Annotated in this window: 17 protein-coding genes; 7 read left to right on the top strand and 10 right to left on the bottom strand. The window is 58.9% G+C overall.

Features of this window, described 5'->3' with window-relative positions:
- Nucleotides 1-96 precede the first annotated feature (96 nt).
- Nucleotides 97-1458 carry an MFS transporter gene (locus J8I87_RS20455; RefSeq protein ID WP_209933609.1) on the top strand — a complete coding sequence of 454 codons (1362 nt, stop codon included), beginning with the start codon at nt 97-99 and terminating at the stop codon, nt 1456-1458.
- Nucleotides 1459-1525: 67 nt separating this feature from the next.
- Here J8I87_RS20455 and J8I87_RS20460 read toward each other — a convergent pair whose 3' ends face one another.
- Nucleotides 1526-2077, bottom strand: a complete 552-nt coding sequence (locus tag J8I87_RS20460; protein ID WP_209933611.1) for a DUF4863 family protein — start codon at nt 2075-2077, stop codon at nt 1526-1528.
- A 289-nt stretch (nt 2078-2366) separates the two neighbouring features.
- Here J8I87_RS20460 and J8I87_RS20465 point away from each other — a divergent pair, with 289 nt between their 5' ends.
- The 4 genes from J8I87_RS20465 to J8I87_RS20480 all read left to right on the top strand — a co-directional run bounded on the left by J8I87_RS20465 (nt 2367) and on the right by J8I87_RS20480 (nt 5664).
- Nucleotides 2367-2975: an isoprenylcysteine carboxylmethyltransferase family protein gene (locus J8I87_RS20465; protein WP_209933612.1), complete on the top strand. Its 609-nt coding sequence runs from the start codon at nt 2367-2369 to the stop codon at nt 2973-2975.
- 344 nt (nt 2976-3319) lie between these two features.
- Nucleotides 3320-4450 carry a porin gene (locus tag J8I87_RS20470; protein WP_209933613.1) on the top strand — a complete coding sequence of 377 codons (1131 nt, stop codon included), beginning with the start codon at nt 3320-3322 and terminating at the stop codon, nt 4448-4450.
- Entirely contained in the window at nt 4425-4859 is a 435-nt protein-coding gene (locus J8I87_RS20475) for a hypothetical protein (protein WP_209933614.1), read from the top strand. Before J8I87_RS20470 ends, J8I87_RS20475 begins: the two co-directional genes overlap by 26 nt.
- An 88-nt stretch (nt 4860-4947) precedes the next feature.
- Complete coding sequence (locus tag J8I87_RS20480) at nt 4948-5664, top strand: transposase (protein WP_209933615.1); 717 nt, start codon at nt 4948-4950, stop codon at nt 5662-5664.
- Between the two features lie 549 nt (nt 5665-6213).
- On the opposite strand, the gene J8I87_RS20485 is transcribed toward J8I87_RS20480, so the two are convergent.
- Complete coding sequence (locus tag J8I87_RS20485; protein ID WP_209933616.1) at nt 6214-6756, bottom strand: Cache 3/Cache 2 fusion domain-containing protein; 543 nt, start codon at nt 6754-6756, stop codon at nt 6214-6216.
- A 383-nt stretch (nt 6757-7139) separates the two neighbouring features.
- Here J8I87_RS20485 and J8I87_RS20490 point away from each other — a divergent pair, with 383 nt between their 5' ends.
- Complete coding sequence (locus J8I87_RS20490) at nt 7140-7541, top strand: cupin domain-containing protein (protein ID WP_209933617.1); 402 nt, start codon at nt 7140-7142, stop codon at nt 7539-7541.
- Nucleotides 7542-7732: 191 nt separating this feature from the next.
- Here the strand turns inward: J8I87_RS20490 and J8I87_RS20495 are convergent, their stop codons facing one another.
- From J8I87_RS20495 to J8I87_RS20505, 3 genes are all read right to left on the bottom strand, one after another.
- Nucleotides 7733-8041 (bottom strand): DUF4148 domain-containing protein, encoded by a 309-nt coding sequence (locus J8I87_RS20495; protein ID WP_209933618.1) that lies wholly within the window; start codon nt 8039-8041, stop codon nt 7733-7735.
- 77 nt (nt 8042-8118) lie between these two features.
- Complete coding sequence (gene cynS, locus J8I87_RS20500; RefSeq protein ID WP_209933619.1) at nt 8119-8589, bottom strand: cyanase; 471 nt, start codon at nt 8587-8589, stop codon at nt 8119-8121.
- Nucleotides 8590-8633: 44 nt separating this feature from the next.
- Entirely contained in the window at nt 8634-9293 is a 660-nt protein-coding gene (locus J8I87_RS20505; protein ID WP_209933621.1) for a carbonic anhydrase, read from the bottom strand.
- 191 nt (nt 9294-9484) lie between these two features.
- Here J8I87_RS20505 and J8I87_RS20510 point away from each other — a divergent pair, with 191 nt between their 5' ends.
- Nucleotides 9485-11779 carry an AsmA family protein gene (locus J8I87_RS20510; protein WP_209933622.1) on the top strand — a complete coding sequence of 765 codons (2295 nt, stop codon included), beginning with the start codon at nt 9485-9487 and terminating at the stop codon, nt 11777-11779.
- Between the two features lie 513 nt (nt 11780-12292).
- Here J8I87_RS20510 and J8I87_RS20515 read toward each other — a convergent pair.
- The 5 genes from J8I87_RS20515 to J8I87_RS20535 all read right to left on the bottom strand — a co-directional run.
- Nucleotides 12293-12544 carry a PAAR domain-containing protein gene (locus J8I87_RS20515; protein WP_209933623.1) on the bottom strand — a complete coding sequence of 84 codons (252 nt, stop codon included), beginning with the start codon at nt 12542-12544 and terminating at the stop codon, nt 12293-12295.
- Nucleotides 12545-12556: 12 nt separating this feature from the next.
- Nucleotides 12557-13171, bottom strand: coding sequence for a hypothetical protein (locus J8I87_RS20520; protein WP_209933624.1), 615 nt, complete (start codon nt 13169-13171; stop codon nt 12557-12559).
- A gap of 303 nt (nt 13172-13474) precedes the next feature.
- Nucleotides 13475-14506: a hypothetical protein gene (locus J8I87_RS20525; RefSeq protein ID WP_209933625.1), complete on the bottom strand. Its 1032-nt coding sequence runs from the start codon at nt 14504-14506 to the stop codon at nt 13475-13477.
- A gap of 169 nt (nt 14507-14675) precedes the next feature.
- Nucleotides 14676-15497, bottom strand: a complete 822-nt coding sequence (locus J8I87_RS20530; RefSeq protein WP_209933626.1) for a M23 family metallopeptidase — start codon at nt 15495-15497, stop codon at nt 14676-14678.
- Between the two features lie 68 nt (nt 15498-15565).
- A partial coding sequence (locus tag J8I87_RS20535; protein WP_209933627.1) for a DUF2345 domain-containing protein occupies nt 15566-16261 on the bottom strand: 696 nt, incomplete at its 5' end.

The raw sequence follows: 16261 nt of genomic DNA on the forward strand, positions 1-16261 counted from the left end.
TGGCGCACTTAACCTTGGCCCTCGATAGATCGGCGCGGCGCGCAGCAAGTGCTGACGCGGCGACGCCGGCAGTTCAATCCCATCAGTGAGGATGCAATGGAAGAGACCCGGACTGTCGATATACAAGCGCTCATCAATGAGCACCCTTTCTCCCGCTTTCAGTGGCTCGTGTTTGCGATGTGCTTCGTCATCGTGCTGATGGATGGCTTCGATACGGCTGCGATCGGCTTTATCGCGCCTTCGCTGCTGTCGGAGTGGCATATCGGCAAGGCGGCGCTTGCGCCTGTACTGAGTGCCGCGCTTTTCGGGCTCGCTTGCGGCGCCTTGCTTTCGGGGCCTCTGTCGGACAGATGCGGGCGACGCCTCGTGCTGACCGTCTCCGTGCTGCTGTTCGGCGCGTCGTGTTTCGCATCCGCTTTCGCGCAGGACTTGAGTGCGTTGACAACGCTGCGTTTCGTCACTGGCGTCGGACTCGGCGCCGCGATGCCGAACGCCGTCACGCTGATGAGCGAGTACTGCCCCGACGGCCGACGCGCGACGATCGTCAATCTGATGTTCTGCGGATTTCCTTTGGGCGCCGCCGTGGGCGGGTTTCTCGCTGCGTGGCTGATTCCGCACTTCGGTTGGCGCAGTGTTCTGCTGCTCGGCGGTGCAGTGCCGTTGCTGCTTGCCATCGTGCTCGCGTTCAGGTTGCCGGAGTCGATCCGTTACATGGTCGCGCGACGTCGGCCGGCAGAGAAGATTCGCAAGGTGCTGGCTCGCATTAGCGCGGATGGGCGGCTCGCGCATGTTTTCGTCATGCAGGAATCCGTCAGGCATGCAGCGGGAAGCGGCGGCATCCGCATCGTGTTGTCGCGTTCATTTCTTCTCGGCTCTGTGATGCTGTGGCTGTGCTATTTCATGGGCCTCGTCATCTTTTACGGACTGGTCAACTGGATGCCCGTTCTTCTCAAGGATGCGGGACTGAGCCCGCAACGCGCGGCGCTCGTGTCCGCGCTGTTTCCGCTGGGCGGCGTGGGTACGGTGCTGTGCGGCATGCTGATGGACCGCTTCAATCCCAATCGTGTCGTGGCGGCCGCTTATGCATTCGGTGCGATCAGCGTGTATGCGATAGGACAGGCGGTCGGCGAGATTGGCCTGCTGATGTGCGCGGTGTTTATCGCGGGTGTGCTGGTGAATACCGCGCAGGCGTCGATGCCCGCTCTGGCGGCTGCATTCTATCCGACGGCGGGACGCGGCACGGGTGTCGCGTGGATGCTTGGCATCGGGCGCTTCGGCGGAATAGCAGGTTCGTTTCTCGTCGCGGAGTTGTCGCGGCAGCAAGTCAGTCTGCCGGGCATTTTCACGGTCGTTGCGGTATCGGGCGCGATATCGTGTGTGGCGCTGCTGATCAAGCAGGCGACGTGTTCGAGCGCGGACGCGCCCGATGTGGCGGATGGCGAATCGCTTGCGCACTAGCGGCGAATGATTGAAACGGGATGCGATTGCTGAGAGCCTCGGTCGAGGCTCGCAGTACTTTTGTAGTTCAATGCGCGGGCGGGCTGATGTCGTATGCAATGCGTCCCGAAGGCAAGAAGAACAGCGCGATCACCGCACCGCCTTTTGCCTCGGGAAAGTGGTGGCTTCCCGGTGCGGGCGCGGTCCAGCCGCCGTAGCACCATCCGCTTGGGCCGGCGAGCGCGGCGCCTTCGTTGAGCGGCACGACGAGATTGAATTCGCCATAAGGGTGCGCGTGGTAGTCGCCGCGAAATGCGTCTTCGGGATTGTTCTGCCCGTTGTCGGTACTGTCCATCAGCACGGCCGTAATGCTGAAATAGAACGTTTCCGTGCAAGGCGCGACGAGCCGCGCCCGCCGATACTTCGGACCCGAAATCTCCACATCGGCCGCCCAGCCTTCTTTTACGCCGAGCGTAATGAGGCGGGCGAGATCCTTGTACAGCTCGCTATCGACGCCGTACTTCGTATTCAGCCATTGCTCGACCTCAACGCCTGCGGTCATGTCTTTCACTTCTTCGAGAAACGGCAGACAACGTGCGACGAGTTGGTCTTTGGTGCTTGTAGTGCGGGTTTGAGACATTCCATATCCTCCATAGATTGAGTGCCTTGCGCTCCCGGTTTGCGAAGATGCGCGCTTGCCGAAGTGCATGAATGGCCGTTTCAAGATGCCACAGCCGCGGCGCCCCAAAAAGCGAAACTATTGCAACTCCACAATGCACGTTGTTCATAGTGCGGTCGTGCATCTTGAACAGCGCGAGATGGACCGCGCAGCTATCGCCTGCAAGCCCGGGTTGCCGATATACCATCCGAACTTTTGTTGTGCGTTATGAGAACATGCCGGTCCACAATGGTCACTGGATGTTATGACTATGCACTTCACCGGTTCCGGTTTCTGGCGATTCCTTCCTCTCGTTCACGCAGGCGTGTTTGGCGCAACGGCTGTCGTCGGGCGCATATTGATCGCGCGGACGAACAAACACAATGCCGTATCGTTCTCGCGCGGCGAATCGGCACGCGACTTTGTCGCGCGATGCTTCTATTTATGGCTGCCCGTCATTGACGGGCTATTTGTCGTGTTCTACGCGATGAGTGGCGAGCGGGGACAACTCGCCGCGCGACTCTTCGGGCTGGAATGGACACGGTGGATCGGCGTCGTGTGCATGGTCATTGCGTTGGTATGGGTGGTTTGCTCTCAGGCCGCGATGGGAACTGCATGGCGAATGGGCGTCGATAGCCGCATGCGAACCGAACTGATCACGACAGGCCCTTTTGCTGTTTCGCGCAACCCCATTTACCTTGGCATCCGCGCAACGATACTGGGTCAACTGCTGGTGGTGGGTACGTGGCACGTGCTGATGATCTGGGCCATGTCCGAATTGCTCGTTCAAATTCAGGTCAGGTTCGAAGAAGAGCACATGTTCCGGTTGCACGCGAAACGGTACGCCGAATACTGTTCGCGCGTCAGACGCTGGCTTTGACATGCGATTGCTTTGGCGAATCGAACTTGCCGACTCGGGGCATTCAAGATTGGATTGAATACATTTCACGTTCGAATTTTTCATCGCAGAACGTTGCTCATCATCTCCGTATCAGTGGATTTTTACTGCTTATCGCACGGTGGATAGAAGAAATGCCAACCGTTCGATTTGAATTCGAGTAGCAAAATTCCGCGGCTCTTTTCTCGTCGCTTCGATCTGCATCGCGGCGTCGAGGTTTTCCCTGTTGTTGCTTTTATTGTCCAACCCTAAGCTCGCCTGGCATGCACTCATATGGATGCGATTAAGTTCGTCATCCAGAATAATGTTGCAGTCAAGGAGACTTCATGAAATACGGCAGGGTTGCGGCATTGGTCGCGGGACTATTCAGCGCGCCGGCGTTTGCGCAAAGCAGTGTAACGCTCTATGGCGTGCTGGACACGGGGGTCGAGTTTGTTTCGCATGCAAATGCCGCAGGCGATCATGTCATCCGTATGCCGGGCGTTACGGGTGAATTGCCTTCACGCTGGGGTCTACGCGGTGCCGAAGACCTTGGCGGCAGACTAAAGGCCGTATTCATTCTCGAAAGCGGATTCAATCTGCGTGGCGGCGACACAGGTCAAGGCGGGCGGCTGTTCGGGCGACAGGCGCTCGTCGGGCTCGAAGGGCCGTGGGGTTCCCTCACATTTGGCCGTCAATACACGATGTCGTATTGGGTGATGTCGGATGCCGATATTCTCGGGCCCGACATCTACGGTATTGGCGCATTGGATGCGTTCTTGCCCAACGCGAGAAGCGACAACACGGTCGTCTATAAAGGCAAGTTTTATGGATTCACGCTCGGCGCGTCCTGGTCATTCGGACGCGACGGCGCGGGGACGGGCAATTCTCCGGGGCAGGGCACCTGCGCGGGACAGGTGCCAGGCGACGTGAATCAATGCCGCGAATGGAGCGCGATGCTGAAGTACGACGGCACGTACTTCGGCGTGGCCACAGCGTACGACGAGCAGCGTGGCGGCACCAATGCGGCAGCAAACTTCTTCGATGGCGTCGCGCCTTTCCCGATTGGCAGCAGCGGCGATAAGGATGCGCGTCTCCAGGCGAACGGCTATGTGAACGTCGCGGGTGTGAAGTTAGGCGGCGGATGGATTGGTCGCCGCGTCGAATCGAACGCACCAGGCCGTGACGTGCGCTCGAATCTGTTTTACCTCGGTGCGCAATACTATGTGACGCCCGCGCTCGCTGTGGATGGAGAAGCCTACCGCGTTATCGTGCAGCAGCAGGATGCACGTGCAACGCTGGCGAGCCTGCGCGCCACGTACTTCTTGTCGAAGCGAACGGCCGTTTATGGCAATGTCGCCTACCTGTGGAATAGCACACATGCGCGCTATTCCGTCAGTGCGGGTGGCGGTGGCACGACACCGGCAGCGGGGATCGGCCAGCTTGGCGCGATTGTCGGACTTCGACATACATTTTGAAGCTCCTTTCGAACTAAAGAACTCGAAAACTGGGGCCAAATGGAGTGGTGATTTAAACGCACTCGATAAAGTCATGTGGGAGTCTTCGGTGCCTGCACATAAGGGCGCAAAGCGTGCGATGGGTTTCGCCCATAGCGGATCATCAATCGAAATTCGAGCCACATCAGGTTTGCCTTTAACCGGTTCAGGCGGCTTGCGAATGGCGAATCCGGATCGCTCGATGGCCGCACGGTCGTTCTGCCTGATGTGTTGGTGCCGGATGGCGCGCAGCCAGGGCGTCTGGATCGTAGGGTGCGCGCTGCTATTCAGCGGCGGCATAAAAGCGGCGCTGTTCGCGATCCGCAAATCGACGAAAAGAGGCCAGAAAAAAGGCCTGTTCGCGATGCAAACGCAAGCACATCCCCGCTAGAATTTCGTCCTATACCCGCGTTACGGACCGTCACGCGTCCGATACCTGTCGGATCGTTTTCTCACATCGGATTTCCGGTTAATTCAGCATGACACGGCTTGCACGGCACTACGTCCCAGAACAACCGCAGCACGTTATCTTGCAGGGGCTCACGGGGCCCGCATTCCTGGACGAAGGAGACTACCTGTACTTCCTCGCCTGCCTGGCAGACGCAGCGCGCGTCGCCGATCTGGCAGTTCACGCGTGGGTGCTCATGCCTGACGCGGTACAGTTCCTCGTCACGCCTTCATACGAGTCGAGCGTGGCCATGGCGATGCAGGCGGTCGGCCGTCGCTATGTCGAGACCTTCAACCGCCGCCATGGACGGCGCGGTACGGTGTGGCGTGGCGGATACCGGGCAACGGTGATCGAGCCCGCCCGGTATTTCCTGCTCGCGAGCCAGGTCATCGATCAGGCGCCGGTGCGCAACCGCCTCGTCGCCGAGCCGGGAAATTACCAGTGGTCGAGCTACACGCACCACATCGGGCTGCGTGTCGATAGCTTCATCAAGGACCATCCACTGTACCGGGCGCTCGGCGATACGCCGTTAGAGCGCCACCAGGCTTACCGCGATCTGGGCGCACAGCCCCTTGACGAACCGGAGGTCGACAACCTGATGCAGTCGACGCTCAACGGCTGGGTGCTGGGCAGCGCTGCGTACTGCGAGTGGGCGGCGCAGACAGCCAACCGGCGTTTGATGCCGCTGCTGCTGCGCGACCGGCCGCCCAGGATTCGCACGACACGCGCCCTCGCACGCGCGGGCTGATCACTTGCGAGAGGTTATGCCCTTCCTTTCGACCAGACGAACGCACCCGCAAGTGATGGACTTTACAACCAGGAGGCAAGCTAAGGCCGCGTGACTTTGGCCGGTCTACGTTGTATAAAAGCCGATGCCCTACTTGAGATCATCCGGATGTCGAAGTCCGGTGTTTGAGTTGGGAGCCACCGCTTGGATTGCTGAATAAATGCGATGTCCGTTGTACCCGTTGAGCCTCTTACTTAAAAGCGGCCGCTCGGCAACATTCGCGCGGGCCAGTGGCCGCTTTGCGGCGTGGTAGATCAGCGTGTTCAACCAGCCATGAAGTGTCATTCGCTCTCAACGTCGCTTAGAACGATGGGATAGACACGAGAAGAGCGACAGCCCTGCTACCTGGCAAAGCAGGGCAGCCATCGCGTCGCATTGCCACAGCGGCTCGAAATCGGCCCACAGCCTTCAGGGAACGGCACCCGCCATGCAAGCGGGTGGCTCGTTCTGCTGGAAGGCTGTCGGTCCCAAAGCAATATGGAAAACCGATGCGCGGCACGAAGCGCGCGTTCATTGCGTCTTTGGATAACCTACGTAGTAGATGCCGATAACGGTACCGCTGGCGTCGTGTATCGGCTCGTAGCCCGTCACATAAGGCTTGCCCAGAATGTCGGCGTCACCATAGTACGCGCTGCCAGTGCGAATGGCTGCGATGGCTTTGCCTTTTGGATCGAGGATGGTCCCAATCGCCCGAGATCCATCGTCTTTTTGCACGTTCGTTGCTACACGGACGAAGTCATCGCCGCTTTTCACGAACAACGTTGCGGTGCTGCCCATTTCTTTCTTGACTTCATCAACCACGGCAAAGTTGTTATTCATCTTCGTCGCACCAAAGTACAACGCCGGTACCTCCTTTCCCGCAATAGCGTCCTCGCCCTTTACGGCCGGTGCACCCAATTTGGCCGTCTTATTCTTCAGCAAAGTCATAGCTTGCTTCACCGACTCCGGTGATTGCGCTCGACTGACCTGAGGAACAAAAGCGGATGTAGCCATCGCGCACAGCGTCAATAGAACAAGGCGCCTGAGATGACTGGCATGGGTCCTGTTAAACATGATGTCGCCCTCCTATCGGTGTCGCCATTCCCGTGGGGCAGTGATCTGCCCATGACGGGCTGACGATATTCAAGTCTAGTGAGCGGCTTTATTTTTACAAATCACCCACTGAAGCATTTCGAGAACCTTTGATTGATTTTCAAGCGGGCCTGGTGGGTTTGTTTCACATCGGAGCTTACATACTGAGTTACTCGCGGCGCAGAAAAGGCTGCCTGGCGATTGGTGAGAATGACTCTAAGAGATGATTGCATAACGATTGTTGCGCGCGCGTTTTTGAAGCGATAGACGAAGCACCAACGTTTCACCGTGCGTGCTGCCACCGATTGCTTACCAGACAAGTTCGTTGTTTCATTTTCCAATTGACCCATCCCTTTGGAGGGCGCATGGAACATTCACTTCCCGACGTGCCGCAGCGTTTCGTTATCAGCCACTACAGCGAAGACGACTTCAAGACTGGCGGCCTGCGCGACTACTCGACTTACCGGGACCTGGGCGTTGCGGCAGCCACCAACGGCCTCGTTAAAGCGCACATCATCCGCATGGTCGCGCCGTTCCGTCCGGAACTGAGTGTGCGGCATCACCACGACTTGCAGTTTCAGTTGGTGTACTGTTTGAAGGGCTGGTTTAAGACCGACTTCGAAGGCATCGGGGAGCAGCAGCTGGTGGCCGGGTCGTGCTGGGTCCAGCCACCGGGCATCCGCCATACCGTTGTAGGCTGGTCGGATGATTGCGAACTGCTCGAGATTCTGATCCCGGCGGAGCACGAAACGGTCAACGACCCCTAAGCGGCAAGCGATGTTGTCGGGCGGCATCAGACTTCATGCGTCGGGTTGAAGGTCGTCGTTTTGGGGTCGTCGTTTTGGCCCAGACGTCGTGCATGCCAGTTGCGCTGTGCCGTATCACGCAGCAGCAGCCCGTTCGGGCGCGGCGCCAATATGGACGCCATCGTTTGTCGAACGTGACGTCGAGCAGCGCTTTAGGGCTGACTGTACATTGCGTTCCAGTCGGACTTCGATACAGCGGGGCGGCCGGAAGTAGAGCCGTTCACGGTGCCGCCGTAACCACTTGCTTCACTGTTTTGCGCGGCCACGCGCGCTTCAGCGGCCTGAATTTGCTCCGGGTACTGAGTCTGGTCTCCGTCGCCTGGTCGATAGCCCGCCTTCTCGAGTTGCACCAGCTCGGCGCGTACTTGCGCGCGTGTAAGCGGTGCGTTGGACTGGGCGAAAGAGACAACGGGTGCAACAAGAACAGCGGCGGCGATAACAGCCTTGATCAGCGATTTCATGGCGATTTACCTTCGAAGTTTGTTTGCGCTACGTGCAGCCTTGCTCGTAGCCAGTGATTGATGTAATTCGGGGGACGTCAGAAAGGTTTCGTCGGCAGGTACTTGCCGTCGAGCGTGATGACCGCGCGCGAGCCGCCTTCCGGATCGTCGACTTTCTTGATGTCGAGCTTGAAGTTGATCGCGCTGATGATGCCGTCGCCGAACTTCTCGTGAACGAGCGCCTTCAGCGTCGAGCCATAAATCTGCACGATTTCGTAGAACCGGTAGATCGTCGGATCGGTCGGCACACCACCCGGGATGCTGCCGCGCACCGGGATGGTTTGCAGCAGGCGGACGGCGTCGTCGCCGAGTTCGAGCTTGTCAGCCACGACCTTCGCGGCATCGGCGGGCAGCGGATGCTGGCCGAGCAGCGCGGCGGTGACGAATGCGAGGCTAAGACGGGTGCCCTCGTTGATCTGTTCGAATGTCAGGTTCTTGCGGACCTTCGCGTCGATGATTGCGTCGGTCAAGGCCTCACGGCGGGCCTGGCTAGATTGCGATTGCGTCATGATGATGCTCCTTGATATGAAGTGGAGAACTGAAAAGTAATAGTTCAGGCAGCGAGACCGAGTCGCGCCGGGGTTGCACAAGCATGCGGATGTTCTGCAAGCGAAACGAAGCGGTTCGTGGTGCCGTCGAGTGCGTCGATCGAACCGGTTTCGATGTCGTACACCCAGCCATGCAGAGCCAGACGTCCCTGTTCGAGCGCGAGCCGCACCGATGGATGAGTCTTGATGTTCACCAACTGGGCGATCACGTTTTCGCGGACCATCGAGTCGACCTTGTCGCGTTCGCTCTTGTGCTCACGCGCCTCATTGACGACCTTCGCGGAATCGGCGTAATGCAGCCAGTTGCGCACGGCCGGCATGTGGTCCATGCACTTGCACGTGGCGATGGCCGTCATCGCGCCGCAATCGGAGTGACCGCAGATCACCACATCGGTGACGCCAAGCGCGGCCACTGCGTACTCGACCGTCGCGCTTACGCCGCCCGGTTCCGGGCCGTACGACGGCACGATGTTGCCGGCGTTGCGGATAACGAACAGGTCGCCCGGTTCGCGCTGCGTAACCAGCTCGGGTACGAGCCGGCTGTCTGAGCACGAAATGAACAACGTGCGTGGATGCTGGCTCGCGGCGAGCCGCTTGAAAAGCTCTGAGCGCTGCGGAAACTCGTCGCGCTGGAACTTCAGAAAACCGTCGATGATTTCTTGCATGCTGGGCTCCGTCAGGATGTATGTCGAAAACCGATGGACGAATCATGCGCCGATCGAGGTATAGCGTCCAAGACCGATTTATTACTATGTCTATAAGAACGACCAATAGTAAAAGTGGCGGGTGTGTTCACGCTGCCGGGAACATCGCGTGCTGCGTCGAAAGGTGAATATATGCTTTCATCGGAGTTCGCATGGCCGGGCCGTACACGACCGAAGCATCCGTCGGCCGAATGATGCGCAAGGTCCTCGCGTGGTTCGTCGCCGTCCCGGTCATTCTGGTCGCTGTCGTTGCGCTATTCGCTCTCACATTCGACTGGAATCGCGCGCGGCCCTATGTCAACGACAAGGTGAGCGAGGCAATCGGCCGTCCGTTTGCGATCCAAGGTGATCTGAAGGTCGCATGGCGGCAGCCCGCCGATGAAACGGGATGGCGTTCATGGCTGCCTTGGCCGCACTTTTCCGCGCTGCACGTCATCATCGGCAATCCAGAATGGTCGAAACAGAAACGCTTTGCGACGCTCGATGAAATCGACTTTCAGGTGAAGGTGCTGCCGTTGCTCACGCGCGATATCGTGATTCCGACGATCAATCTGGTGAACCCCTCCGTCGACCTCGAACGGCTCGCCGACGGAAGAAACAACTGGACGTTCAAGCTCAGGTCGTCGGCGCGTCCGTCGGAATGGAAGCTCGACCTGCGTGATGTCCAGTTCAATAAAGGCACCATCGCGCTCTCCGACCAGCGGTACGGGATCGAGATGCAGGCTATCGTCGATACGCTCGGCCAGCCGATTGCAATAGGGCACGCGTATAGGGAAGGCGCGGGCACTTCGACGGCGGACGTCACATCTGCCAACACGCGCGAGAAACAACCCGCTTCGGCAACCCGCACGACGGACTTCGCGCAACACGGGAACGTGCCGCAATATGACCTGGGTTGGACCGCGACTGGGACGTACAACCACTCGCCTTTCTCGGGTAGCGGCAAGGTCGGCGGCATGCTCGCGTTGCAGCGCACATCACGACCGGTCCCGGTGCAGGCCGACGTGACGGCGGGTGACCTGCACATCATGCTGGTCGGCACCGTCACCGATCCCGCGCATCTGGCTGCCGTCGATCTGCAGTTGACGCTCCAGGGTACGAGCCTCGATCATCTGTATCCGTTGACGGGTATCGCGCTGCCCCGGACGCCGCCCTATACAACAAACGGCCATCTGATCGGCAACTTCAAGCAGGGCGCCGGCGTATTCAGATACGAAAACTTCGCAGGCCGGGTGGGCGGTAGCGACCTGAACGGCACGCTTGTCTACACGCAGCGTGCGACGCGTCCGCTGCTCGAAGGCACGCTCGTTTCGAATCTCCTGCAGTTCAAGGACCTTGCTCTCCTCATCGGTGCGGGTAACGAAGGCGACGTCTCCGTGCGTCGATCAGCGGACACGACGCTCTCGACCAGGGAATTCAGGACCGACCGCTGGAAGTCTGTCGACGCGGACGTCAAGTTCTCGGCCTACCGCATCATCAAGGACCCGGCGCTGCCGATCACCGGCCTCTACACGCACGTCGTGATGATCAACGGCGTGCTGTCGCTGGAGCCGCTGACGTTTGACGTGGCGGGCGGCTCGCTTGCATCGGCTATTCACCTCGATGGCCGCACGACGCCGCTCAAGGGCCGTCTCTCGACGCGCGCGCGCCACCTCAGGCTCAAGCAACTGCTGCCCGCCGTGAAAAGGCAGCAAGCCGCGCCTGGCGAGATCAACGGTGACGTGGTGCTGTCGGCGACGGGCAAATCGCCGGCGGCGCTCGCGCACTCGGCGAACGGTGACGTCAAACTGCTCATCACCGACGGCACGCTCAGCCGTCAGCTAGTGAAGGCAACGGGCCCGCGCGCGGCAACCGTCCTGTACAAAAGACTCTTCGGCGACCGTGAAGTGCATCTCAAGTGCGCGGCCGCGAATTTCACGGTGAAGGACGGCGTGCTCGATTCACACGTTTTCGCGCTCGACAGCCAGGATGCCGTGATAAACGCCGGCGGTAAGATAAATATGAAGAACGAGACGATCGACCTCCGCGTTCAATACGCGATGCACTGGAGCGTTTTCTCGCTGCGTTCGCCGTTGTATGTGACGGGCAGTCTTAGGGATCCGCATGTCGGCCTGGATGCTTCGGAGTTGGTTCTGCGCGGCGGCGCGATGGTCGTACTCGGACTGATCAACCCTTTCGCCGCGTTGGTTCCGTTAATCGAGCCGAGCAACAACAAGCTGCTGTCATGCCATCAACTGATGACGACGATGAACGAGGATCATCGGATGACGGCGCTTGCAGGAAAGCCGCGAAAGACCAGGAAGCTGGCGTCGCCGCCAAGGGTGGCAGGTGTGCTCGCAGTCGAACCGTCCGCGCCTGCTGCGTCTGTGGTTAAGCCGTCGGCCTCATCGAAGAAACCCGCCGACGCGGCGGGTCGCGCACATGCTGCGGACTACAGGGGAAGCTGAAAAGCGCGCACCTTCAAGCGCGGCGTGTTGACGAGGCCATGCCGGATTTTTCGAACTGACCGGGGGGCCGTCCGCGCAATCGTACGGACCAGGCGAGTCGTGCAGGCGGGGCCACTACCAGCCCGCGAAACGCAATGTCATGTGCGCGTGCCACAGATGCGGGTGATGCATGCGCACGAGCCGAGTGCAAATCAGTGTGCTGCAATTCTCCGCACACGTCAGGCATTGGTACAGGGTGCATGGCGATTTCCTGCCTTTCGAACGCGTATCTTGCCCATCGTGGTGCAGCAGTACGAGCAGCACGTCGGGGCCGTGTCGTCGACCGTGCGAAGCCATTTCAGAAAACCTCTTGCCTGATAATGCAGCGCAGTCGACAGATACGGGAGTGGGTCAATCCTGTTCAGGGCGTCCCCTGACGTGATCGGCGGGCAGGAATGACGGGATTCATTTTGCGCGGCGTTCGCGTGCGAGCCGTTGCAGGCTCGCCTTGTCCGGCTGTACAAACCATTCCGGTCAGAGAAGGCTCGAAATCAGCCGGCAGCCACACGTCGTATGATGCCTGTGACGCGCAACGGGAATCCCCGCATCGCAGATCGTTTCATCGCCCTCGACGATCAGGTTGGGATTGATGTCGGGATGCTGCGGACACGTCACCGCGTCGCCCTTGCGGGCGACACGCACGCCTCCATAGCGCATGGTGTCGGAGGCGGTGATGACTTTGCCGCCGTGGTCGGTGGTATCACCGAGACGGATTAGGTCGATCATGGGCTTGTTCTTTTATTGGTTGCGTCGGATATCCAGGAACTCAACGCTCCGAAGAATTCGTAATGCGTAAGGAAGCATGTCACTTTTGGCGTCGACTAGACGCTTTACTTCACCAAGCCCGCAGATAGCTTTTGTCTCGTGAAATAGACAGTATGAGATATGCCGTACGCGGCGATCTGGCTCTCCAACGGTTTCATCCTGAATCATATAGAAGCCATGGCCGTTCTTGGAAGTAAGCGGAAACGTTTTTGTCACTTTCCGCAGCCGCGATACTTCATCTGGAGAGGCACCCGGAAAAGCGGGAAGCCATTTGTTTTGTTCAGAGTTAAAATAACAGCCATAGTCTGTCGCGACTTCATTAATATCGCTAAAATTCGAGTGACACGAAAAATTAAAACCAAAAGATTCTTCCTCACCCGAAACCTTTACCGTGGCGGAATAACCGGCCCATTCAAAGTTGTTTTCTTCGCTGGGTCTATTTACCGAACCATCAAGTGCGTCTTTAAATCGGAAGACGCATGATTGAACCTGAAGTCCTACATCGAGAACAGACGTATCTCGGCTCTCAGCTGTGAAAGGCAACAATGAAGCAATTACACATACTGAAATCGTAAATTTACTTGACATTCCTAATCTCGTCTCGGTTGAAGTCCTTCGGGAAATTCCAGTAAATTGCCGTGTCTATCTGGAAATGAATATTCGCCCACAACTGCCGGTACGTGCGCAAATCCTCCATAGCGGGCAATGTATCCATTGAATGGATGATTCGGATGTCCGATGGCCGCAGGAAGATTCACTACTGCGGACGCGTCACGAAAGTTGTCGCTGTGATAATAGATTCTTGTTACAGCTGTTGCGCTATTTCGATGGAGATGAGGATTGGGTGGAGTCGTTGCCGAAACTTCTCTACGCTCCAGCCTGACATCGCGATCAGCGTAATTGACTCCCCATCTTCGACCAATAAAAACCCGCGCTATCTGACGGGGCTACCAAGTCGAGACTTATATCGTGGTCCCCGACGTGACTTCGCCACTGGATCATGATTGGAGTAGCTTCGTTGACGCTATCCGAGTTGTATTGTTGAGCTTGTGGGCGATGTGAGTTAGCCATTGCATGGGCATGCAAGACCCGGTTGCGAATTTCCTGTGAAATTTGATTCCCAATCCCTTTGAAGTCCCAATAACCAAGATAATTCTCTGGGTGTGTTAGCTGGAGAAAACCTCTTCCATCCCAGGGGTAATACCACATATTAGGATTGTTCTCGTGCAGCACGCTAAGCCAGATTGTTTCCTGCATCGCATTGCCGAAGAACGTAGCAACTCTCCGGGGCGAATTGACTGAATACTTTCGAAGCATTTTATTCAATGAGGGCCCGTGCGCGGCTATAAGAGACCGACGGGGGACAGTCCAATCTACATTTTCATAGTAGACGGCATGATGAGGGCCTTCACGCAAAACCTCTCGCGGGAGGAACTGTTTGAACTCGCTCGCACTGAACCATGCACAGGTCCTGAACTGCCTGATGAACGTCGTCGGCGGAAAATGCCAGCACTCGTTAGCTGGCGGCAAGTCAGCGTCGTGAATGTCTTCCCAGAACGCCAGGTCGCGCGCGTGGTCCATCAGCCTGTTGAAGTCGGGATCTGACAGCGGATTGGTGAGCGCTTCATGCGGACTCTTCAGCCAGTTGTAGCGCGCCTCCAGTCCGGCCTTGCTCCACTCAGTGGGAAACTTGCAGACCGCATGCGCCATACGCTGGCGGACCGCCTCGATGTCCAGCGCGCCCACTGCCTCGGCGTGAGTCACCTGACCAGAACGGTTGACGTCCAGCCACTTCTTCACGGTCGGTGAATCGCACAGGCTGTCGGGCGTCGGATCGCTGTCGAAGGCGGGCGTGCGCGTCTGCAGCGACGCCGATTTTCCTGAATGGGCTGGGTGGGGTTTCATCAGTGACGGTTGATCCATCCATCACCGTCTGGCGTCCTGACCTTACGCCGGTGATTGAAGCGTGCGCCATCGCCCAACTGGTCATGGATGCAGCGCCCGAAGCGGAGCATCTCGAAGATCGCACTCGGAGACGGCACCGCCATGCCTCCCATGATGTTGCCGAGGCTGTTCCTGTTATAGCGGCTGTTCAGTTCCGTGGCCGCTGATAGAGGCCATATTCCGCCTCATGTTCGGCGGACATCGCACCGAACACGGACCAGTCGCCGTTTGCATCCTGCACATAGGTTGTCAGCGTGCAGTCCCTCTCATAGTGCATGCGGATCACCATATCGCGACGGGTGCCTGCGGCGACAACGGGAGCCTGCGGCTGGAGTGCTCCGATAGCGGGCGCGGTGTCATCGTCACAGAAAGGATGCGGCTCACTGGCGAAGAACTTCGTGCTGTGCGGGACGAAGAACCAGATGTCCCCATAGACGGCGTCCGTGCGTCCCTGCGCGCCAACCGGCCCCGGCGCACGCCCGATGATCTTCTTCAGGTTCGCTTCGCTGCACACGATCTCGAAATGGATCTGGGCGTACTGCCCGTAAATCTGGCCGGGGGTGCCGACGATATCCTTGCGGTAAATCTGCTTGCCCACGCCGAGCGTCGGCTGCACGGTTTGCAGGTGCAGATACACCGAGTAGTACGTGATCTTCGCATTGTCGCCTTCGCCGATTTCCGTATCGTGCCGGATGACGACGCAGCCATCGTCGGTGCGCACGTTGCAGTGCTGGAGGGTCGCCTTGTGGGTCGTATCGGTCTTGCGCAGGTACACGACGTTGCCGTCGGCAATCGCGCGAACGGGCGCGGGTTCGTTGCCCTCGGTGGGTACCATCAGATGTACGCCGCCGTGCCAGCCGAGGTTGAAGCTGACGGGATAGGCACCGTTGCCCGGCTCGCATTCAAGCATGTTGGCAGCGCATACGTCGCCTGCGGGCACGATCGTGTTGCCTGCGGCCGCCGTGGGCATCGCATCGTTCTGTTGTGGATGGGCTGCCGAGAGAAAGGGTGGGCTGATTATCATTGTTTGCGTGTTAGTCAGAGTGAATGGAGGTAGCCATCGTCTGGCGTGCCCGATCCGAACGGCGCAAACTGAGGTACACGGCAATCCGTCCCTGGCTTGTCCCACGAGGGCGTCTTCTCCAGGATCGGCCCCGGCGATGCGTTGGTGATACCGCTGCCGTTGATCTGGATATACGAGCCGCCCGCGCCGATCCACACTTCCTTCGCTGCGGTGATGACGACCTTGCCATCCGAACTGCTGATGTTCACGTCCTTCAGCGCGGCCAGCGACATCGGACCGTTCTGCGCCTGCGCGATCCACGGGCCCTGGGCCGCGATGAACCGCGCCCCCTGCTGATAGGCGAACAGCGACACTGCGCCCCGCGCCGACACGTGGTACGAGCGCCCCACCGAATAGCTCACGTCGCGGCCCGCCGTCACCGCGTGATCGTTCTGGCTCGCCATGTGCGTGCTGTCGCTCGCGGTGGTCGCGATGCCTGCGGCGCTTGAGAACACCATGTCGGGCCGCGACAGTTCGGGGAAGTCATCCGGCCCGCCCGCGTTGCCGCCATGACCACGTATCGCGTCGTTCTGCGTCCTGATCGTGCTGGCCGCATCAGCCTGGCTGGCATCCGGCGTCTGCGCGTTGTGCTTGCTCGCAAGCTGCGACAGGTCCTCGTGCTGCTGGCGGGCGCGCGTCAGTTGGGCGATCGTCTCGGCCAGCTCCTTGAC

It is taken from the genome of Paraburkholderia sp. LEh10, from assembly GCF_017814945.1.
In the GTDB taxonomy this organism is placed as follows: Bacteria; Pseudomonadota; Gammaproteobacteria; order Burkholderiales; family Burkholderiaceae; genus Paraburkholderia.